The organism is Methanomassiliicoccus sp. (genome assembly GCA_033485155.1).
Lineage (GTDB): Archaea > Thermoplasmatota > Thermoplasmata > Methanomassiliicoccales > Methanomassiliicoccaceae > UBA6.
Genome location: JAWQJJ010000002.1, coordinates 174,115 through 195,510 on the forward strand (window position 1 = coordinate 174,115; position 21,396 = coordinate 195,510).

16 protein-coding genes are annotated in these 21,396 nt (G+C 48.1%); 8 read left to right on the forward strand and 8 right to left on the reverse strand.

Annotation, left to right across the window (positions count from 1 at the left end):
* The first annotated feature begins 41 nt into the window (after nt 1–41).
* Entirely contained in the window at nt 42–1,004 is a 963-nt protein-coding gene (locus SA339_03970) for an SDR family oxidoreductase (protein ID MDW5562361.1), read from the forward strand.
* Between the two features lie 60 nt (nt 1,005–1,064).
* On the opposite strand, the gene galU is transcribed toward SA339_03970, so the two are convergent.
* Nucleotides 1,065–2,099 carry a UTP--glucose-1-phosphate uridylyltransferase GalU gene (gene galU / locus SA339_03975; GenBank protein MDW5562362.1) on the reverse strand — a complete coding sequence of 345 codons (1,035 nt, stop codon included), beginning with the start codon at nt 2,097–2,099 and terminating at the stop codon, nt 1,065–1,067.
* Nucleotides 2,096–3,415 (reverse strand): UDP-glucose/GDP-mannose dehydrogenase family protein, encoded by a 1,320-nt coding sequence (locus SA339_03980; GenBank protein ID MDW5562363.1) that lies wholly within the window; start codon nt 3,413–3,415, stop codon nt 2,096–2,098. Before SA339_03980 ends, galU begins: the two co-directional genes overlap by 4 nt.
* 391 nt (nt 3,416–3,806) lie before the next feature.
* Here SA339_03980 and SA339_03985 point away from each other — a divergent pair, with 391 nt between their 5' ends.
* The 4 genes from SA339_03985 (at nt 3,807) to SA339_04000 (ending at nt 8,154) form a co-directional block, all read left to right on the forward strand.
* On the forward strand, nt 3,807–4,643 hold the full coding sequence (locus SA339_03985) for a type II CAAX endopeptidase family protein (GenBank protein ID MDW5562364.1): 837 nt from the start codon (nt 3,807–3,809) through the stop codon (nt 4,641–4,643).
* A 123-nt stretch (nt 4,644–4,766) separates the two neighbouring features.
* Nucleotides 4,767–4,958, forward strand: coding sequence for a hypothetical protein (locus tag SA339_03990; protein ID MDW5562365.1), 192 nt, complete (start codon nt 4,767–4,769; stop codon nt 4,956–4,958).
* A gap of 748 nt (nt 4,959–5,706) precedes the next feature.
* Entirely contained in the window at nt 5,707–6,891 is a 1,185-nt protein-coding gene (locus SA339_03995; GenBank protein ID MDW5562366.1) for a DUF354 domain-containing protein, read from the forward strand.
* A 105-nt stretch (nt 6,892–6,996) separates the two neighbouring features.
* Nucleotides 6,997–8,154: a glycosyltransferase gene (locus tag SA339_04000; GenBank protein ID MDW5562367.1), complete on the forward strand. Its 1,158-nt coding sequence runs from the start codon at nt 6,997–6,999 to the stop codon at nt 8,152–8,154.
* 53 nt (nt 8,155–8,207) lie between these two features.
* Here SA339_04000 and SA339_04005 read toward each other — a convergent pair whose 3' ends face one another.
* The 3 genes from SA339_04005 to SA339_04015 form a co-directional block, all read right to left on the reverse strand.
* The gene (locus tag SA339_04005; protein ID MDW5562368.1) at nt 8,208–9,437 is read right to left on the reverse strand and encodes a glycosyltransferase family 4 protein; all 1,230 of its coding nucleotides are present in this window, start codon (nt 9,435–9,437) and stop codon (nt 8,208–8,210) included.
* A 94-nt stretch (nt 9,438–9,531) separates the two neighbouring features.
* Nucleotides 9,532–11,358 (reverse strand): hypothetical protein, encoded by a 1,827-nt coding sequence (locus tag SA339_04010; protein ID MDW5562369.1) that lies wholly within the window; start codon nt 11,356–11,358, stop codon nt 9,532–9,534.
* A gap of 261 nt (nt 11,359–11,619) precedes the next feature.
* Nucleotides 11,620–12,939 carry an oligosaccharide flippase family protein gene (locus tag SA339_04015; GenBank protein MDW5562370.1) on the reverse strand — a complete coding sequence of 440 codons (1,320 nt, stop codon included), beginning with the start codon at nt 12,937–12,939 and terminating at the stop codon, nt 11,620–11,622.
* Nucleotides 12,940–13,377: 438 nt separating this feature from the next.
* Here SA339_04015 and SA339_04020 point away from each other — a divergent pair, with 438 nt between their 5' ends.
* The gene (locus SA339_04020) at nt 13,378–14,403 is read left to right on the forward strand and encodes a glycosyltransferase (GenBank protein MDW5562371.1); all 1,026 of its coding nucleotides are present in this window, start codon (nt 13,378–13,380) and stop codon (nt 14,401–14,403) included.
* A gap of 50 nt (nt 14,404–14,453) precedes the next feature.
* On the opposite strand, the gene SA339_04025 is transcribed toward SA339_04020, so the two are convergent.
* The 3 genes from SA339_04025 to SA339_04035 form a co-directional block, all read right to left on the reverse strand.
* On the reverse strand, nt 14,454–15,578 hold the full coding sequence (locus SA339_04025) for a glycosyltransferase (protein MDW5562372.1): 1,125 nt from the start codon (nt 15,576–15,578) through the stop codon (nt 14,454–14,456).
* A 540-nt stretch (nt 15,579–16,118) separates the two neighbouring features.
* Nucleotides 16,119–17,048, reverse strand: coding sequence for a glycosyltransferase (locus SA339_04030; protein ID MDW5562373.1), 930 nt, complete (start codon nt 17,046–17,048; stop codon nt 16,119–16,121).
* Nucleotides 17,045–18,094: a glycosyltransferase family 4 protein gene (locus tag SA339_04035; GenBank protein MDW5562374.1), complete on the reverse strand. Its 1,050-nt coding sequence runs from the start codon at nt 18,092–18,094 to the stop codon at nt 17,045–17,047. The genes SA339_04030 and SA339_04035 overlap by 4 nt, the downstream gene beginning before the upstream one ends.
* Nucleotides 18,095–18,263: 169 nt before the next feature.
* Here SA339_04035 and SA339_04040 point away from each other — a divergent pair, with 169 nt between their 5' ends.
* Together SA339_04040 and SA339_04045 are read left to right on the forward strand one after the other, a co-directional pair.
* Nucleotides 18,264–20,150, forward strand: a complete 1,887-nt coding sequence (locus tag SA339_04040) for a hypothetical protein (protein MDW5562375.1) — start codon at nt 18,264–18,266, stop codon at nt 20,148–20,150.
* A gap of 234 nt (nt 20,151–20,384) precedes the next feature.
* Nucleotides 20,385–20,888 (forward strand): acyltransferase, encoded by a 504-nt coding sequence (locus SA339_04045; GenBank protein MDW5562376.1) that lies wholly within the window; start codon nt 20,385–20,387, stop codon nt 20,886–20,888.
* Nucleotides 20,889–21,396: the final 508 nt, after the last annotated feature.

A 21,396-nucleotide genomic window follows, 5' to 3' on the forward strand; every position in this document is an offset into this window, starting at 1 on the left:
GCCACCTGTGAACGCTGCTCTGGCAGTAGGAAGGAGCGACAATGTCCAAGATCGTCGTGACCGGGGGAGCGGGGTTCATCGGCTCCCACCTCGCCGAGGAATTGGCGAAGGAGCACAAGGTGGTGGTCGTGGACAACCTCGACGATTACTACTCGCCCGAGATCAAGAGAGCGAACCTTGAGCTACTACGAAGAAGCAAGAACATCACCTTCGTCCATGGCGACATCACCGACCCCCACCTCGTCCAGGAGATCATCGATACCGACGTCGACTACGTGTTCCACGAGGCCGCCCAGGCCGGGGTCCGCGTTTCCGTCAACGATCCGTTCAAGCCCAACCGCATCAACGTTCTAGGCACTTTGAACGTGCTCAGCGCTGCTCTGCAGGCGGGCGTGGAAAGGGTCATCAACGCCTCCTCCTCGTCCGTATATGGCAAGGTCCAGTACCTGCCGTTCGACGAGAAGCATCCTACGCAGCCCGTATCGCCGTACGGCGTCTCCAAGCTGGCGGCGGAGCACTACTGCCGCGTCTTCTACGAGGTGTACGGCCTTCCCACCGTCTCGCTGAGGTACTTCACCGTCTACGGCCCGAGGATGAGGCCGGACCTGGCTATATCGATCTTCACCGGCCGCTTGCTCAGGAACGAGCCGATCACCATCTTCGGGGACGGGTCGAAGACGAGGGACTTCACCTACATCGACGATATCGTCGATGCCAACATCCGATTGCTGCGCACCGGGGAAGCGGACGGCGGGGTCTTGAACATCGGCGGGGGGAGCGCCGTCAGCATCGCTGATCTGGCAAAAAAGCTCAAGGCGTTGACCGGAAGCCGGTCCGAGATTTTGTACGCGGAGAAGCAGATGGGGGATGCTGAGCATACCCTGGCCGATACTGCACTGGCCCGGCGGACGATAGGCTTCGAGCCGATGACCTCTATCGACGAGGGTTTGAGGAAGTTCGTCCAGTGGTACGCTTCCGTGGTCCGCGTTCCCGAGGCGAAGTGAGCGAAGGAGGCCTTCGGGATTGTTAACTTATGGAGTACTGCTTCTGAATACTGGCCGAGGTCACTTCGAACTCCTCTTTCGAGGCTTGACCTCCTTCGCTTCCAGGGCGATCATGGAGCTTTCCGACTTGGGCTCGAGTTGATGCTCCTCTCGTTGATCGAGGACGTCCACAAGCGTGTCCCGACCCTCGGTCCGACGTGCGCGGTCTTCCATCTTGCGCTCCTGACGGCCTGTCGCGATCAGCAGGTCATGCATCAGGCCGTTCATCTCCCCCGCGAACCGCGGGTCCTGAGCGGTCAGGATGAGGTTGGCCTGCATCCAGCTGACCTTGTCCCCGACGTCGTAGCGGGTTCCTTCTATCTCGTAGCCGTGAACGTTCTCCTTCTGAGCGAGAAGGCGCAAGGCGTCGGTAAGCTGGATCTCACCGTTCACGCCCGGGGCCGTCTGCTCGATGCAGTCGAACACTCCTGGCGTCAGCAGGTATGTTCCGGCCACGGCGAGGTTCGACGGGGCGTCCTCCGGCCGGGGCTTTTCCACCATGTCTCCGATCCTGAACACCCGGGGACCGATGCTCTCGCCCTTGACGATGCCGAATCGGCCGACCTTGTCCCAGGGTACCTGCTCGAGAGCGATGACCGAGCCCCCTGATTCCTCGTGCACTTTGGCGAGCTGGCTAACAACCGGCACCTGGCAGCAGTGGATGACGTCGCCGAGCATGACCGCGAACGGCTCCTCTCCGACGTGCTTCTTGGCATGGTAGATGGCATCGCCGAGGCCCCGGGCGCTGTGCTGCCTCACGTAATGGAGGGTGACCTTGCTCATCAAATGCTCCAATCCTTCCAGCTCGCCGTTGCGGCCCTGCTGGTTCAGGGCGGTCTCCAGCTCCCAGAAGTGATCGAAGTGGTCCTCTATGGCCCTCTTGCTTTTTCCGGTGATGACCACGATGTCATCGATGCCCGCGGCGACCGCCTCCTCGATCACGTACTGGATGATCGGCTTGTCCACGATGGGCAGCATCTCCTTCGGCTGTCCTTTGGTCAAGGGAAGGAATCGGGTCCCCAGTCCAGCTGCGGGGATGACCGCTTTGAGCTTCACCAGCACACCCCCTCGTAATTGCTAGTATGCACTATCCCGCGACCGTCAATGACCAGCTTGTCGCCGTACAGCGACGGGTCGGCGTAGCCGGGCCACTCCGTCAGGATGAGGACGGCGTCGCTTCGCGTGATGCAGTCCTCCGGCGTGGAGCAGTACTTGATACCGGGGAACTCCGTGCGGAACTCCTGCTCCGCCCGGTAGTCGTGGGCGAGCACTCTGGCGCCGTGGGACAGGAGCTCTTTGGCAACTCGCTTAGAGACAGCCTCCCGGACATCATCGGTGAATGGCTTGAACGCTAAACCTAGGATGGCAATGTTGCGACCCTTGATATCCATGCGCTTTTCGAGCAATCCGACCATCCTCGCACCCTGCGCCTCGTTGACGCTCAGGATGCCGTCGAGGAGGACCGGCTCGACTCCGCTCTCTCGACCAAGTGCTGCCAAGCCTCGAACATCCTTGGGGAAGCAGCTCCCGCCGAAGCCGCATCCCGCTCGCAGGAAATCGGAACCGATGCGCTTGTCCGATCCGACGCCTCTGGCAACATCGCGGACGTCGACGCCGAGCGTCTTGCAAATGTTGCCGATCTCGTTCATCAGCGAGATCCGCGCCGCTAGGAACGCGTTAGACGCCAGCTTGGTCATCTCCGCCGCGGTGGGCGTGACCTCGATGATGGGCGCGTCCATGCTCGAGTAAAGAGATCTCAACAGCTCCAGCGATCGTTGATCCCTAGAACCGATGACGATGCGGTCGGGGTGGTTGAAATCGCGGACCGCATCGCCCTCCCTAAGGAATTCTGGATTTACCGCAACGCCGAAGTCTCGGCCATACTCCTTGCCCGACGACCGTTCGAGCTCCGGGACGATCATTCCCTCGGTGGTGCCCGGGGTCACGGTGCTCTTCACCACGATGATGTGATGCTCGTCCTTTTGACGGATCTCCTCGCCTATCTCTCGTGCGGCGGATAAGACGTATTGCAAGTTCAGGGACCCGTCCTCCCGGGACGGAGTTCCGACGCAGATGAATGTCACATCCGAGGACGCCACCTCGTCCATGTCCGGGCTGGCGTGGAACCGTCCCGCTTCGGTGTTGCGCGCTAGCAGCACATCAAGATCCTTCTCGAAGATGGGGCACTCCATGGCGTTCAGCATGTCGACCTTCTTGGTGACGACGTCGATGCAGGTGACCTCACTGCCCATGTCCGCAAGGCACAGGCCGGTGACCAGGCCGACGTAGCCCGCTCCTACGATCGTCACTTTCGTGTTGGCGTCCCGGCCTGTTGATAGGCGATCAAAGGTTGTCTGCTGCCCTCCTGACATGGTGATTTTTCAATTGCTATCCGGGGCTGATAAAGCTTGGTCACCGCCAGCCTGGCCAGGCCAGTTGATATGGTTTCATGAAGTGACGAAGCACGAACTCGGAGCACATGCTTTTCTGTAGCAGAAGATGACGGTAAAAAGAGGGTTTTCGAGGTCAAGGGGCTATGACCTCGATATAGGGGGATGCTCACGCCCCACACAGGGAATCTTTGCAGAGCGTTATGGGTTGAATATCATTCAAGATATTAATTATTTCCATCTACTGCTCAAATATATTGCGTGGCCGATACCTCGGCTCCCGATATTAGGGCATGCCAATCCCTCGTCTTCGTCTCGTGATGAGCAAGCGAGCTAGCAATTACTAAGTAGCGTGACCTAATTCCCTCGCCGGATGGAGTATCGCTTCTCCCAGAAGAACCCCGCTTTGCTGATGTACATATCAGTAGCGGTGCCGATGTCCATGGTGCTCATCGGGGAAGCGTTCCTGTTCACCGGCGATATGAACACGTCGATCATCGTGCACCTCCTGAACATCCTGATGTGCGTGATGATGCCGTTCGTGCTTCGAACGAACCCCATCATCTGGCAGTCGTTCTCTCTGGTCTCGATGCTTCGCGTCGTGAACCTCGGCATGCCCCGGTTCGCCACGTTGACCATCTACTGGCTTCCGCTGGTCTACGCACCGGTCATCTTCGTCGCGGTCATGCTCGTGCGCGACGAGTCGCTAGGCTGGAAGGATTACCTACTGAAGGCCAAAAAGCTATTTGAGATCCGGTCGAGACTCTCTGGATGGAAAGCGTGGTATCTGCCGGCCGGCATTGTCCTTTCCCTGATCCTGGCGAACATCGAGTTCAAGGTCCTCTCGCTGAGCATAGCGGATATGAGGATGGTCCCCGACCTGGGCGTGAACAATCTTGTAGCTCTGTTCATCTCCATGGTCTTCTTCGTCGGCCTGGGTGAGGAACTGGTGTTCCGTTACATCCTTCAGACGCGACTAGAAGGCGTCCTCGGAGTTCCGGGAGCGATCATCTGCGCCTCGGTGGCGTTCGCGGCCATGCACTCCGGTTACGAATCTGTTGTATACCTCGTATACGTGTTCATGGTGGCGTTCCTCCTCGGATCGCTGTACTACAAGACTCGAAGTCTGGCCCTTGTTACCCTGATCCACGGGACGCTGAACTTCTTCTTGTTCTCCTTCCTGCCGTTCGGCTATCTTGTGTTGTTCTAGATATTGAAAGCGGGCCTAATCAATTTTATATATCTCTTGTTCCATTAATGTTTGCCTGTTAGGGGAAGTACTATGCTGTCGACTACCGTCCTATCATCTGCCGCGACCTCGAGCGCGATTACCATGTCAACCGCGCTGGGCATCGGTGTCGGGGGCGCTCTTATCGCAATCGCGCTGATCATGCTGCTGTCGTCGAAGGAGCTATTGTCTTCGACCACGCTGAACTCGCCGAAGGTCAAGAAGGCCCTCAACCTTGCCATCGTACCGTTGCTGGCAGTGTTCGTCCTTAACGTCACCTTCATGGTTCTGGCGTAAGCAAACCCCTTAGCTAACTTCCTTCCTGTTTTCTCTCATCCGTTCTGAAATCCATCTTCGTTCATTGCACCATGAGATCATTTAGAGGAAGGGAAAGGCAGCTCAGGTCCAATCCCTGCTTATCGTTCATCCCTCTGTAGGCGATCATGCTTCGATCAGCCTAGATTAGGTCAAGGCGCTATCGATCCGAAAACGGCCGAGATGAGCATGGTGCCCGAACAAAGAAGCGCAGGTAGGCTTGGGGCACTAACGCAGGGTTCGCTCCTGGGTTCACATAGTTCTAGCTTCGAAAAAGGGTGCTCTGTGCCCATGGTCCAAGAGCCTTGCTTTTATCGCCCCATATAATCATCCTCGATTTCCTATCCTCCGGTCGCCTCGACATCTTTGGAACGAGCGATCGAAGAGTTCACCAGGATAATTATCAATATTAATACTGAATCATAAATAAAATACTAGTCCATTTCAATTTTTTTTGCTATTACTGGAAAACGAAATAACGAACAATAGTATATATCTCGAAATATCAAATCAGTCACAATTCATTTAGCATCTGAATCAGAAAAAAGGCAAGGAAGATTGGAGAAATGGCTGAGTGGAATGCCTTCCTGAGGACCAGGGTGCTCACGGCGGCTGTTGACCATCTGAACACGCCATTTTGTCATCTAGCGACTAGGTGTGTCGGAGGACCGTTCGACCGCTGCCATTCTCATTTCTCCGCTATCTTGAATCGTTCAGGAACGAGAGGGACATGACCACATATGAGCAGACCACGTTCGATGCTTCGCGCACACTGGGCGAAGCTGCCGGAGCGATGCCTGGACCGCACACGTCCAGAAGGATAGGCATCATCGTCAACACTCCGGCCCAAGTTCATTTCTACCGCCACATCTACGAGAACCTTCTTGAGCATGGCCACCACGCATTCATCATTGCTCGGGAGCAGGGAGAGACGATGGCCCTTCTGCGAGAGTATCAACTCCCTTACGAAGTTTACACCGGCCCCCTGACCTCCAAGATGGGCAAGGTAATGTCCTTGCCCCGGAACGTGCTGGACGCAGCGAGCATACTGAAGAAGCATCGGGTCGACCTCATCACTGGGTTCGGGGTCTACGACGCCTATACCTCGGCCCTCCTGGGCGTCCCCAATGTGATCTTTTCTGACAACGAACCATCGATGGGGATCGGGTCCTATGCCCTCCAGTTCAGGCTGTACTTCCCCTTCGTCGATTCTATCCTCACTCCCTCCTACTACAAGAAGGACCTGGGAGAGAAGCACATCCGAATCCAGGGCATCAAGGAGATGGCCTATCTGCATCCCAGCCGGTACACCCCGGACCCGTCGGTGTACGAGAGCATGGGGCTGAGCAAGGGGGAGCGCTATTCATTGCTGCGGTTCAATTGTCTGGACGCCATCCATGACATCGGGGTCGGAGGCTTCAATGACGATGACAAGAGGCGGCTGGTCAAAGAGTTGGAGAACTACGGGCAGGTGTTCATCTCCTCGGAAAAGTGCGTTCCTCGGGGGCTGGAGGATCATGTCATCAAGATACCCAAGAACCGCATTCACGACGCCCTCTTCTATGCCACCCTATTGGTGACGGACACCGGGACCATGGCCACCGAGGCCGCGCTGCTCGGCACTCCGACAGTTCGATGCGCTTCCTATGTAGGGGTCAGCGACCTGGGCAACTTCATCGAACTGGAGAAGAAGTACCATCTGCTCTTCAACTACCGTGATTCGGCCGAAGCTATCGCTCGAGCTGCCGAGCTCATCAAGGATGACACGATAAAGGCTGAATGGGCGCGGAGAAGGCAATCCCTCTATGCCGACAACGTAGACGTCTGCGCTCTGATGACCTGGTACATCGAGAACTATCCTGAGAGCTACGATGAGCTGAGAAATAATCCCAACCTGCAGGAACGATACCGGTGATCGGGGACCTGTGGGCAATGGCCCCTCGAGGGCCGTAATGATGACCTCTTGGGAGCGGACAGGATGAATCGACCTGCATCTCCTTTGATCCTTGCGCCCCACTGCATGACCTTCATCGAGGACTCGCTGCGGGCCTGTTCCCCCTTCCTTAGGAACGCATCGGTCATCATTCATCACAATCCCCTGGCCGAGCTGTCCAGTGTGATGCCGGCGGTCGGATATGTCGGAAGAATGAGGAGGTTCAGGAAGAAGGCGATCTCTCCGGAGCGAGAGCTTCCTTCTAACGTACACCTTCATGTCGCCTCCTCCTTTTATTTCGTCCCCGATGGGTCCAACCGGCGACTGGCCCAAAAGGTCGCCAGGGTCGCGGAGCGGACGATCCGAAAGGAGAAGATCGAGTTCGATCTCATCCACGCTCATTTCACCTGGCCGGACGGAGGGGCCGGTGCTCTGTTGAAGAAAAAATTCGGAGTGCCGCTAATCGTCACCGCCCATGGCTACGATGCGTACTCCCTTCCGTTCAAGGACGCCAAATGGAAGGCGACGATATCCCGGGAGCTCAACGAGGCCGATTGCATCGTTACCGTCAGTCAAAGAAATGCCAGGTGCCTGAGAGAGCTGGACGTGAGCACGCCTATCGAGATCATTCCCAACGGCTTCGACGACCGCCTCTTCCACCCCATGAGCGACATGGATGCGATCCGATCGAGGCTTGGTCTGCCGGCCGGGCGTCTCATCCTTGCCGTGGGGAACCTGGAACGGGTGAAGGGGCACGAGGTTCTCATCGAGGCCTTCAGCTCTCTGGCCAAGCGCGATGACGTCACCCTGATCATCGTCGGCTCCGGCCCCCAGAGAGCACACCTGGAGAAAAAGGTCAAGGAGCTCAGCCTGAGCGGAAGAATTATTTTTTCTGGCAGCAGGCCGCACTCCGAGATCCCTCTGTGGATCAACGCCTGCGATGTTGTCGCTCTCTCTAGCAAGAACGAAGGAAACCCCACGGTCATGTTCGAGACCCTGGGCTGCGGCAAACCGTTCGTGGGGACCCGTGTGGGAGGAGTGCCCGACGTCATTACCGACGATGTTGGCATCTTGTGCGATCCGGGCGATCCTCGAGATCTCGCCGAAAAACTGTCGATGGCCTTGGATAGGCAATGGGATAAGGAGAAGATTGTAGCCCATGCCCGCCGATTCACCTGGGAGCAGAACGCAAAGCAGCTCCTCAGGATTTATGAGCGAGTAATAGTCAATGGCACGACCAATTAGGGAAGAATGCAATAGTCGAAGGGCAGGGCCATTGAGCGTAACGGTGCAATCTTCTAGCCCCGGCCCCTTTCGCTAAGAAGCTCGTCATACACCTTCAGCTCTGTCGCTACCCTGTTCTCCCAGGAGCGGTTCTTGGCGATGAAGTCGTGAGCCCGGGCGCCGATGGCAGCGGCGGCAGTACGGTTCTTGTAAAGATGATCTAACTGCTTGGCCAGCTCCTGCGTGTCTCCCGACCTAACCAATATGCCGGTGTCCATGTTCTGGATGAGCAAGCTTGTTTGCCCCGAATCGAAGGCGATCACCGGTTTGCCGCAGGCCATGGTCTCCTGGGTGGAGAGGTTCAGGTTGCTGTACGTGCTCGTCGCCAATCCCACGTCGCAGATGGAATAATATCGGGGCATATCCGAATTGCTGATGGGTCCGAGGAATTTTACTCGATTTGAGATGCCCAGGTCGCTGACCAATCTTTCCAAGGATGCTCTTTCATTCCCACCGCCGGCGATGACGAGGACGGCGGACGATCGCGTATTGATATTCAGGAATTCCTTGAAGGCGGTGATGGCATGCTCCACTCCCTTGATGGGGATCAGCGTATGCGCGGATTGCACAACGAAGTCGGCATCTTTCAGACCTAGGTGCTGAACGAGCTTCTCATCCCTAGGCATGGGGAAGAATCTCTCACTGTCAATGGAATGATAAACGACCGATGCTCTTCGAGGAAAGACCTGAGTGAACTTTCGTGGGGCGGGGGAGCCGTCCTCCACCACGAAGAGGTGATCGGGGGGCATGACCCTCGAGAATAGCCTAGTGGCGAGCGTTTCAAACCTGCCCTCAGCTTCCGAGTAAGCATCCTGGGCCCCATGGGCCATCCAGACGATCGGCTTTCCCGTAAGCTTGCTGGCGATGGCCACGCTCATCCCGAGGTAGACGCCATGAACGTGGATGATGTCGATCCCATGCTCTCTGTTGAGCTTAATTATCTCGGGTACAGTGCAAAGGCCGTAGGAGAACACCCAAAGGTACTGGAGCGGCAGCCATCTGAACCATCTTCCCCGCTTCAATCTGCCAAGGAGCTTGAACCGTGGATATTTCACTCGGATTACCGGGAACGGCAGGGCGGCATCGCATTCTTCGGTCCCTTCCATTTTCGGGGCGATGACGAACTGGTTCCTGCAATGAGCATTGATCTTCTTGGCCAGCTCCACGGTGTGAGTGACAGACCCGCCGGTCCTTGGAAGGAACTCATAAACGACCCGGCAAACGGACGGCTTCTCGGCGGTCATGTCACCCGCTTCACGACCATGTGGGTGATGAACGAGTCCACGCGCGAAGCATCATGATCGCCACCACGGACCATTCCGATCCCACGTGCCAATTTCAACCGCTTATCCTGTATGCCGAGTAGCCCCCATCCACGTATATCCTGGATGCCGAAGAGTCAACCAAGGCGAATCGGTCGAAGTCGGCATCGCTGAACCTGCCCACTCCGTTCCAGACCCCGGTGTAGGCGGTCCGGTCGATCTCGCCGATAAGGACATAGGAGTCGGCGAAGGTGGAGTTCTGACCCAAGATCTCCGTTTCGTTATAGCCGAAGTGGTCCGGTACGATCGCCTTGCTTTCGGCGCCGATGGCGATGCTGCCGTTGATCGTTCCCAGCAAAGCATCGGCCAGCCTGTGAGGCGGAGTGAGGATGTAAGCGCAAGCGGCTTGCCCCTCCTTTTCCTGCAGGACCCATTCCACTCCCTGCAGATCCATATCCGTCACCTGGGTGTTAGGCTGGGCGATGAGGGGGGACGGATACAGAGAAATGACGCTGGATATCGACGCCAGCATCAGCATGGCGATGATGATCCCGGAGAAGAGGAGGCGGTTCAGCTTGATGTGGTTAGTTATCCACGCCCGGCGCTGACCCTCCTTTTGCCAGCTGCTCCAGAGGGTCGTGACCCTTCTCAGCACGATCGATAGGGCCGGCGCGGCCAGCAGGGGGGTGAAGATCACACTGTAGAAGAAGAACCGCCCGCCGGCCAGGGCCGACAGACCGGGGAAGCCCACCAGGAACGCGAAATAGATGAAGCCGGTGAGGATGAACACGACCGCTAGCGACAGGTAGCTGATGTGCTCGCTCTTCAGACCTGACGAACGAATGCTCTTCCATATCGCGAGCATGCCGAGGAACGATATCAGGATGAGAAGGATGTCGGCGCCGTAGATCTTCAGTAACAGCACGACGACGTCGAACCCGGCCATGTTCAGCTTGTTAAGGCTTACGCCGATGACGGCGACCTGGTCGGTCCCGAACCCGGTGGTGATGTGCTGCCACATCAGGTGCATGTTCAGCTTGAAGTTCTGGAACGAGAGCACCCAGGGCAGGAAGCTGACCAGTCCGATGAAGACGAAGGCGATCGAAGCATTCAACACCGGTCTCGATGCCGGCGCCGACCGCCTCTTCATGGCGAACGAGACGACCTTCTTCAACACCTCCAGGCAGGCGATGCAGATGATGACGATGAGCGCGGAGAGCGGATGGAACAGAGGATAGATGATGAGGAAGAAGATGAACAGGCCCTTCAGGATGAAGGAGCTGCTTCTCAAGTAGAGATAAAAGAGCAGGGGCAGGAAGAGGATCGACCAGCCGTTGGGCATCAGGTACACGTTGTATTGGGCGCCAAGCATGATGGCGCTGGCGATGAGGGCGGCGATGATCCGGTTGTCCTTGTTGGGAAAGATGGCCCTCGCCAGGATGTAGGTGAAAGCGACGAACAGCAGGGAGATCATGGCCGTGCTGAGGTTGGCCACGGTAATGTCCAGACCGGTGATGGACATGATCGCGAACAGCAGGATGTGCACGACCGGGTAGTAATCATCGGACGGGAGATGGCCGGTGAAGACGATGTCCTTGACGAACCCGATGTGGGTGAGCTGATCTCCCTGCCAGTCAGCGTAACCTCTTATGTACGGTATGAGCAGCAGGGTCGCCCTCGCCAGGATGATTACGAGCAGCCCGAGCATCCAGAGTCTGGAGGTCTTGTACTGGAAGGTGACGATCTGGTGGATGACGATCGATACGCCCCCCGCCAGCGCCGCGAAGAACAGGATCCACACCACGAGGGGGGTCGAGCTGTAGATCGATATCTCATAGCCTGTCGCCGGCGTTTGGTAGGCGATGACCATCGCTGCCGTTAGGAGAAGGAAACAGATGATCAATAATGCCCTTGTTAACCGCGGACTTTTGACCATGGAGGGGTTCGGCCAGTGAATATCCGATTAGCTAATAATGGTTTGTAGTTAATTATTTGGTTTTTATTTTTCCAGCAGTAAAAACGAACCCTCGATCCGAATGAAAAGAATGCATGCAAGTTGTCATTCTATCGAAGAGGGCGGAGCTTGACGATCTCTTAGGCCACTGTACACCTTATTGCTTCTGGGAGATGCTAAGGCCATCGTGAACTCCTGGGCGATTGAGGTTCAACTGCCATTGAGGGTGGAAGGAGGAGTTGCGCTCTTCGCCGAAGGTTTTCTGAACAGCGCCAGAGCGACGATGACCGCTTCGAAGATGTTCGTCGCTATCCAAGCATACCCGATGCCATCAAGTCCGTATCCATTCAAGAGGAAGTAGCTCAGGACTATTACCGCAAGGCAGTTGATCAGGCCTAGTGCGATGAGCACCAGCATTCTCTTCTGGATCTTTGCCATCGTGTAGTAGGTGTAGTAGGGGATGTTCAAGATGCAGGCTACCAGCAACAGCTCGAGGAGCTCGAGCCCCTCCGTGGCGTACCCCTTTCCCAGCAGGCCCAGGAGATAACCGCCCCCGAGGTACACGCCGAGGGTGACGGGGATCAGTAGGCCGATGGAGGCGACGAGCGACCTGGCGGCGGTCCGTTTCAGATCCTCCCCGTGGCTTCCCTCGACGAACAGGGAGGTGTTGAAGGCGTTGGGGATGATGGAGGCGATGGCGGCGAAGGATGAGGCGATGTAATAGTTAGCTGAAGCTCCTGCTCCCAGCTCGTTGAGGACTAATATCGGAAGTATCAGCCCGGGTAGAGTGCTCAAGGTGCCCGAGATGTAGTTGCCGGTGGAGAATCGGAACGAGCTCTTGAGGAAGGAACGATCGACTCCCTTGAGTTCGATCTTCATGGCGAAAAGGAGGTATAGGGCGATGGCGACCGAGATGGCGAAGGAGACCACCCAGGAGAGCAGGATGCCAACGACACCGAAAGTGATGAAAGGAACTAGGAGTAGTAACCTCGAGCCCATGATGATGTTCTGAGTAAGGGTGAACTTTGCCTTTCTCAGGGCGATGAACGCGTTGCTGACGATTCCGGCCCCTCCCTGAAAAAGGACCAACAGAAGGAAGAGAACCACGCTCACCATGCTTATGCCGCTGAGGGTAGGGGACCAAATGCTGGTCGTTCCGATGAGGACCGCACCCATCAACAACGCAGTCGCGGTGGTAACGATCAGGGAGGTGCTGAAGATCTTCGATTGGTCTCCGCAGGGGAAGAACCGCACTAGAGATTGATCCAAACCCATACGGGAGATGGTTACTACAAGTCCAGAGAGGGAGATGAGGACTGTGGCCAGGCCTACGATGTCCTCTGGATAGTACTGTGCGGCGACGATCCAGAAGATTAACCCTATTCCGTTGGAAACCAGGGTTGATAGAATGATGTAAATGGAGTTCGAGTAGAACGGGTTTTTCATCATCTTCTTAAGTTCTTTCCAGGAGCACAGGTGGACCAACTTAGCGAAGGATAGCTGTCGTCGGCCTCCATTATCGGAAAACATGCAATCTCCAGGATGCCAGTACAATATGTCTTTTGCATAATATGTTTGATGCTCTAAAAGACACTCTTCAACACTCTATTAATTGTTTAGGGATGTATTCAAATCGTCCTGCTTCATCCAAGGCTTGATTGTTGTTGAACACATTATCGAACGCCTCAGGATGAATGGAGATTAGATAAGGAAGAGATTGCGATTATGGTCGAAAAAATGAATTGTTATTGATGGCTCGCCGATAACCCTGAGATCTCGACATCGATTGGAAATGGGTGGGGGTATTTTATCGAATTCAATTAGATCAATGTGAATAGTTACTTAATTCTCGATAGTAATAGAGATGAGAAAATAAGGATCAACAGCCATTTATTCTCCCTTTAGAGACTATATCAATCACATTCATATTTCTTGTTTTTATTCTTCTAGGCGTGGGGAGTTAGGGACTTGGGAAGCGTAACAATACTTTCAACAATTCGAAATATCGAAAAAACGGCAACTCCATTTATTCGTTCAATAATAAACCAAACGTATTCAGATTATGAAATACTATTGATAGATGCCTGTTCAACAGATAATACTCTGTCTCTATTAGATGAAGAATTGTCAAATTGCTCAATACCGTACAAAATTATTGAATTGGAATCAAACCAACCACAGGCCTTAAATTATCCGATTTCAAACTCATTAATCGAAAGTGATTATGTTGCCTTAATAGATGGGGATTGCATTGCTAATCCTGATTGGTTATCCTCGCTTGTAAAAACAATAAAGAAAACCGGTAGTGACGCTGTGGGGGGACCAGGTTTCACTCCAACAAACGCATCCTTTCTGCAAAAAATCATTGGAGTGGATCTTGATGCAAGATTTAAATTGACGTCCGAAGGCGTTGTTAATCGCCATCCAAACATGAACCTACTTGTAAAGCGGGAAGTTTTAGAAAAAATCCCTTTTGATGAAACGATGGATGTTGCATATGATACTGATTTTGGATATAGGGCGACATCAATAGGATTTCAAATATATTTCACAAACAAACCAGTGGTCTATCATCACCATCGTTCGACTCTTAAATCATATTGTAAGCAACAAATTAAGTCCGCGGAATTTGCTTTCCATTTGTATCTAAAAGGAAAAGCTTCGAAAAAAGGAGACAATGTTAATCCCTGGTGGATGCTATATCAGTTGCCGATATTCCTATTAACGACTATATCCTTAATGCTCTCATTCCATCCAATATTGTTTATTGTCCCACTTATGTGCCTTGCAGTATTAACTTCTTTATTCCTATTTGGTGCATTAGAATCATATAAAATTACAAAAAAGAAGTTAGCTTTCTTATTGCCCGCATTATTTATTGCCAGAAATTTGTTGTGGGTAGTTGGATTGAGGCAGGCTTTAATAAAAAATATTCATTCAAAAATTAAGGGTGATGCGCCTCCCCCGAAAAGAAGAGCAAGGGAGCAATTATAGGGGAGATTATGCCAAGATATCAAATATATTTACACAAAGACCGAGGTTTTTTACAACCTAGAATCGGCAGCATATGAAAATACATCTGATATCACCCTATTTTCTTTTTCAATTGAATATTTACTATTTATTAAGTGTTTAGCATTGTCACCCCTTTTCAATAACTCACCTTTATTGTGGAAAATCTGTGTTATTAGTTCGGATAAAGTATTTTCGTCACCATAGTCTATAAGGTATCCAGAATTATAACGTTCGATAATATCTGCGATCGATGTCCCCTTATTTGTTATAAGGGGTTTTGAACATATCATTGCTTCGAAAAATCGATTAGGGCTTGCATATTTATTGTTCCGTATTGTGGGGTCATAAAACCCGATAATCGCGTCTGATTCCATTGTATATCTCATTACTTCATCATGATCTATTTGCCCAACATAACTTATTTTATTGGGATTTTCTAATGCTTTTTCCGCCACATATCCCTCTAATGGTCCTTTGCCAGCTACTGTTAGAAAAACATGTTTTGTCTTGAGTATCGAATTGATTAACCATACTAATCCCCTTGTTTCGTGAAGAATGCCAGCATAAAATATATTGATATTATCATCATTATTTATTCTAATGTTATTTGTATCTTGTATTTTATTGGCGTTCAAGGGTATGTTATGAACAATATGAATTTTTTCAATGAAGTCATTACCGCCTATTTGATCAATTCTTGACTCATCAACTATTACAATTTTATCTGCTTCTCGAAGCATAAATCTTTCGATAATTTCCATAAACCTTTTTATAAAAAATGGAGTGCCATGCGGTAAACAATCTGGCGAATAATCTAACATTATATATGTCAATTTACTTCTAAAAATTTTTGATACTAGTAGTGCAGGAATCGCTGTATCAACGTCAAATGCTCCAATGACACTAGGTTTTAATTTCAATAGTTTAAAGAACTCAAATAACCACCAAAATGGGAGAAAAAATATTGCTGCAATTGTGTCAGTAGGCGATTTGATATTTATATCTATTATATCATATTTTTTTTCTACCCTCTTTTCGCTGGTTTCTCTATTCCACATCACTAATAGAGCTCCAATATTTCTATCGTGCAATGAATTAAAGTATCTAAAGACGGCAGAATCATTCTCTCTCCCTCTAACTAGAACAATGGTCATCAGTATCTTTCTCTGGTGACAATGGAATGGTCCTACAAAAAGGATTGCAATTCTGGGTACGTTCAATATTATGGATCATATTAAGTTTGAAGTATTTGCCGTCCTTCTTAAAAGAGCTCAATGCCCAATATCAACGACGACATATGGACGAAAGGCCTCAGTTGAATCTGACAGCATATGTCGACAAAGCAGTTGTTTGTCGATTATTTAAATAGAAGTTTTTTTAATTAAATTAGAATGTATGAACAGTTAAACCGTCGTATCATTTAACCGTCAACGGCAATCATGATGAAAAAGAGCGCCATATGAAATCATAGTTATTTGGTTTTATAGCTCTTAAAAATGTTACATATACAAGCATATCTGTTTAATTATCTTAAAGAAAGCCGAGTAGTAATTTTTTATAATTTTATTATCTATTTCATTCTAAAAGACCATACTAATCTTCAGCTTTTTTCATTTAACCCTCATCTCGATTCAGGAATATGGGAATATGGCCCAATATTAAATAGGCGTCTTACATCTTTCTCATGTATCGAATTAAATTTTTCCTGCATAGTATCCAAAAATTTTAGCCATGTCGATCACTACAACTAGAACGGGAGTTATGAATATACTTTTAATAGATTTACTTCTCTTCAATACATTTACAGTTGGTATAAGGAGATATATTATTGTAAGAGCAACCAGCGTCACCCATATGGTCGGAATGAAATAACCTACTATGAGCATTGTGAACCCAGACAAGTATATTAGATAAAATATTAGGTACGTCTTAATGAATAATTTTGCTTCACTATCTCCCTTTGAATAGTTATAATATTGTTTAAATAGGCCTTTTAACGTTGTTCGCATACGCCATTTCACAATAGCATCTTTTTTAAACGTAAATTTATAATTCGAATTCATAAGATTTAAATCATATAAGGTATCCTCGGCCGTATTTAGCCATTCAGGATATCCCCCAACTGTTTTCCAGCATTCTTTTTTAAACGCAACAGATCTGCTCGATGGAAGGAATTTATCTTTTATTTTCAATACTTTGTTTACCTGAGGAACAGTTAAAGCCGCAATACATCTTTCAAATTCGTTTCTTGCATCAGGTATGTACCATCCAGAAACAACATCAATGGTTGGATCGTTTTCAAACGGAGTGAGCATATTCTTTAACCAATTCTCATCTAACTGGCATCCCCCGTCGGTTACTGCAATTATCTCATTCGCCGCGTTTTGTATTGCGATATTTCTGCCTTTCGCAATATTTGCTCCTGGTTGAACAATCAATCGAATTTTATTATTTTCAGACATCAAGGAGTTGAGTATTTCACATGTTTTATCTGTGGAGCCGCCATCAACAATGATTATTTCATCAGGTTGTCTTGTTTGATGTGACAAGGAATTAAAAAAATCCCCAATTGTTAACTCCTCATTTTTCACTGTCAGTATCAATGAACTCTTTATATGGCTCATAAACTATCATCATTCCATAACTTGAGATACATTTCCATCACACTATCCCATGAATGATTTTTCGCGAAATCATATCCCTCCTCAATCATGCGTGCATAATCGGCGTCGATATCGATAAGTTTCTGAAGGTGGGATGCCACTTCTTCCGCGGATGAAGAGATTATCATGGTTTTATTAGAATCTGGAATCATTGTTAAATAGTCCTTTTTGATTGCATTATCGTATACTGATATCACAACTTTTTTTTTGCTCATTGCTTCTAATATGGCCAAGTAGCCAGAAACAAATGCAAACTTGGAATTTATTAAGTAAGGTGTTGGATTTTCGACGAAACCCAATAAATTCACTTTGAGGCTATTTGTTTTTACAAGATATTCAATCTGATCCCTTAAGCTTCCATCACCGCAAATGGTCAATTTGATATCGATTCCATAATTTTCTTTTAAAACTATCAAAGCTGCAATATACGTCAATATCCCCGTATCTTTTTCAAGTCGCCCTATATATATTGCATCGTTAGCTTCTACCCCAACTTCTCTGCTTGAGAAAGAATTGGCTACACCACCATATGAAATAAAAGTTGGTTTCGTTCCATACCATTTGGGGATGAAATGTCCAATGCAGATGTTCCCGCGAGTTAATTTTTCTGCTACACTCCTCAACAAAATTGCCATAGTTTGTATCGGTACTTTTCCCTCAAATCCGTGAAACGTAATATACACACGCTTCGATCGAAAAAGAAAGCGAAAGGGGAGGTACCAGTAGATAAAAGAAGCATAATCATGACAGTGAATTACATCTGATTCTTTTATCAATTTTATATTTTGTAATATCCATAACCACATCTCAGGTAACGTCTTGTATGCTACCCTGATAACATTTGCACCTTCAATTATCTCAAAATCCAATGCGGCAGAATCAGTTTTTTTTGTTATTATGGTGACTTTATCCCCATGTTTTATCAAGTTCTCAGCAACAGATTTTACATGCCTCTCTACGCCGCCAATATTTGGATAGTAATTAGGAGTGAACATTAATATCTTCATCGGCCAAGTTTCGAATGTTTAAAAGAATATTAATATTCTGTCACATGTTGAATGTTACGCTGTCGTTTTAAACCATCCAAACACGAAAATAATCGTTATGACAATACGTGTTAAAGGAAGTTATTAAATATATAGAATAAATGGCTAACACTACTAAGATGGCAAGTTCATGAAAAATTTGGAATTCATAAATGATCCAGATTTTATTATCGCAAAAGTAGCTACTATTTTTCTTTCATGTTTTATCGCGTTTTCGGTTTTTTTTGACTTTTTGCTTTATGCAATACTTGGAATGCTGTTATTAATCTCAAGCATTGCATGGCTGGCTTTGCGGAATAAATTCATTTTAGATAATTCAAATGTAAATGACAGTTCAAGGCCATTTATGGTATTGTCTATTGTATTTTTCATCCTTATAACATACTCAATTATCTTATTGTATACTCGACAGCTTGTTTATTATCGTCCTTTTGAGTATTTCATCATAATTTCTATTATTTCTGGCATATTGTCCTTGGAAATAATATGTCTTCCAAGTAAAAAGCACGCTCTCGCAGTCATACCACAAATAATTATCCTTGCCTCTATTCTTGTATTTTCTCAAGTTAGCCTCTATCCTACTGTAGTTGGCATGGACACTTGGTTTCATCAAATGGTTACAATGAAAATGATTAGTATTGGAAGCATCCCGTCTGGAACTTCATATTCAATGCTTCCAATATTTCATTTAGATATAGGTACCGCTATCCTCGTTACTGGCCTAAACTATAACATTGCCTCTGTTATCTCTGTGGGCATTTTTCGGATAATTTTCGACACATTGGTCGTATATGGTCTTGGTAAACACTTGTTTAACGAGAGAATTGGTTTATTAGCTTCATTGTTTTTAAGTGTGACTAATTATCATATTAATATGAGTATTTGGCCGATTCCAAATGCTCTTGGTTTCATCTATGTAATTGCCATTATCTTCTTAGTGATTATTTTTAAAGATAAAAAATCAACGTCAGCCACGCTCTTAGTATTATTATTTATGATCATATTGGTAATGACGCATACAATCGCTGCAGTATGCTTGGCGGTTTTTCTCTTAGCATGGATTGCATCAAATGGATATTATACACTAATTGTGGCTAGAATCAAAAATAATAAAAATTCATTTGGTCTCTTCCTCCTGCTCATCTCTTTAATGCTTGGATGGTGGGCCTATGCCTCTGGTAGTAGTTTGTATAATCTGACTAGTTGGGTAAAATGGGGCTTCAGTAGAGATTATCTCGCCCAAGTCGCAGTGCCGCTTGAAAATACGCTAAGGGCATATACAGAATCAATACCATTTGAAGAAAAAATATTTACAAACCTTGGATTTTTTATATTTTCTTCATTGGCCTATTTTGGTTATTTATGTATGATATCAAGGAACTATAAGAAGTCTAACATTTTCTCATTTGCTCTTTCTGGTGCCATAATATTTCTCATTCCGTTCATAACAACAATTACGGATAAATCGTTAATCGAAGGGAGATGGTTCTCTCTTGCTGTAATCCTTGGGGCGGTTCCTTTAGCAATATCTATATCCATATCAGTCAGTACGATAAAAAATAAAAAAGTAAAACTCGGAATGTTATCGATTGTCACACTCCTTTTCACATTCATGATGATCATGTCTCCTTTGGCAAATATTGATGGCCCAATATTGTCATCCGACACATCAATCCGATCTGCATTCACTACTGGGGAAATGATTGGAGCATCGTTTGTCATTAGTCATTATGTGGATAAGCTATCGTCTGATTATGATTTTGCTTCCTCTTACGATAGCGTGATAAAAAGCTATTATTATGTCGAATCAACAAATATAACTTCATTTGATGTTGACCTTATCAACGGAAGTTTTCATCATGATGGAACTGTGATTATATTAAGAACTCAAATATTAAATCATCCATTTGTCGTTTCATCAGCTCCTTATAAACTCGATTACGATCCGAGGATAGCAATGGAGTCGGAAGGTTTTAACCAAATATATGTCTGTCCAGATGAAGTTGCTTACACATAGTGTATCTTTTGGATGGGATGATTGTGGCAATCTAAATTTCCTAATAGTCAATTTATGCTTCTAATCACACCTTTTTTATTGCGTATCATTTGTATAATGTTTAATTTTTAGTTGGCAATGTGACATTTTCACTCTTTAGAATAAATGATACGGAGAGAAGGTGTAATGAGCCATACCGTTATCTTGAATGGGCGTAGGCTGGTGAATATGATTCGGCGTTTATTAACATATAGAATGATTAAACGGATAAATGAGTGTGGAGAGGATGTAACGATATGTGGTGGAGCAATTATTGATGAGCCTCAAAATATTAAGATTGGAAATCACGTTTATATCGGCCCTGAATCATACATATGGGCAATAGGTGGGGTGACCATTCAGGAAAATGTTATTATCGGCCCTCGTGTCGTCATCCATTCATCAAATCATAATTATGAGGGAGAAATGATTCCATACGACAATATAACATTTTTAAAGGAAGTGCGTATCAATAGGAATGTATGGATTGGATCTAATGTTGTTATCTGTCCAGGAGTTACCATAGGTGAAGGCGCAGTAGTCGGTATGGGTTCTGTCGTCACAAAAGACATTCCCGCACTTGCGATTGTCGGAGGAAATCCCGCCAAAATAATAAAGATGAGAGATGAAAATAAATATCAGGATTTGGTAAGAAAAAATAAATTGTATTTGAAACTGAAAAGGGAAGGAAAGGTTGAGACAAAATATATTCGAAAATAGTATAATGTATGAAAAAACCTATTACATATGATTACAATGCGCATATATTTATGGGCCCATGGTTGAAAAGGAGTACAATGAAATGGCTATCATGCCAGACTCGTACGACTAGTATCCCATATGGCTCTGCTCTTAATCTGGTATCGATTGGAACCAGATGCAACAGGTGGCCGATAGCTGATATCTATCCAACCATGCACGGATTCGAGAGCAGGCCGATTCCTTCCCATTCCGGTAACAATGGTAGAGCATTGGCCGAAGACCAATGTCAGAAGGCGATCTGATGATCGCTTTCTTTTCCACTGGCTATTAAGTTCGACATTCTAGCAGCTCTAGGCGCTCCTAGACTCCGCTCCAAGAGTGCTTTTCGTTGGAAAGGGTGCAGAGTCTTTGTCCTAAGCTGCAAGAACCGCAATGCTTTGTGGATACTATTTGACAGCGATTACACGGTGGTAACACCACTAGGACGCTCGACTATCCTAGCTACTTACGCCACTGGATTTATCGG

Excerpts from the sequence above, each read along its gene's own strand:
- SA339_03990 (MDW5562365.1), top strand. The coding sequence starts at position 4,767 with ATGTCAACCGCGCTGGGCATCGGTGTCGGGGGCGCTCTTATCGCAATC.
- SA339_03985 (MDW5562364.1), top strand. The coding sequence starts at position 3,807 with ATGGAGTATCGCTTCTCCCAGAAGAACCCCGCTTTGCTGATGTACATA.
- SA339_04040 (MDW5562375.1), top strand. The coding sequence starts at position 18,264 with ATGAAAAATTTGGAATTCATAAATGATCCAGATTTTATTATCGCAAAA.
- SA339_04035 (MDW5562374.1), bottom strand. The coding sequence starts at position 18,094 with ATGAAGATATTAATGTTCACTCCTAATTACTATCCAAATATTGGCGGC.
- SA339_04030 (MDW5562373.1), bottom strand. The coding sequence starts at position 17,048 with ATGAGCCATATAAAGAGTTCATTGATACTGACAGTGAAAAATGAGGAG.
- SA339_04000 (MDW5562367.1), top strand. The coding sequence starts at position 6,997 with ATGACCTTCATCGAGGACTCGCTGCGGGCCTGTTCCCCCTTCCTTAGG.
- SA339_03970 (MDW5562361.1), top strand. The coding sequence starts at position 42 with ATGTCCAAGATCGTCGTGACCGGGGGAGCGGGGTTCATCGGCTCCCAC.
- SA339_03995 (MDW5562366.1), top strand. The coding sequence starts at position 5,707 with ATGACCACATATGAGCAGACCACGTTCGATGCTTCGCGCACACTGGGC.
- SA339_03980 (MDW5562363.1), bottom strand. The coding sequence starts at position 3,415 with ATGTCAGGAGGGCAGCAGACAACCTTTGATCGCCTATCAACAGGCCGG.
- SA339_04045 (MDW5562376.1), top strand. The coding sequence starts at position 20,385 with ATGATTAAACGGATAAATGAGTGTGGAGAGGATGTAACGATATGTGGT.
- SA339_04005 (MDW5562368.1), bottom strand. The coding sequence starts at position 9,437 with ATGACCGCCGAGAAGCCGTCCGTTTGCCGGGTCGTTTATGAGTTCCTT.
- SA339_04015 (MDW5562370.1), bottom strand. The coding sequence starts at position 12,939 with ATGTTTTCCGATAATGGAGGCCGACGACAGCTATCCTTCGCTAAGTTG.
- SA339_04025 (MDW5562372.1), bottom strand. The coding sequence starts at position 15,578 with ATGACCATTGTTCTAGTTAGAGGGAGAGAGAATGATTCTGCCGTCTTT.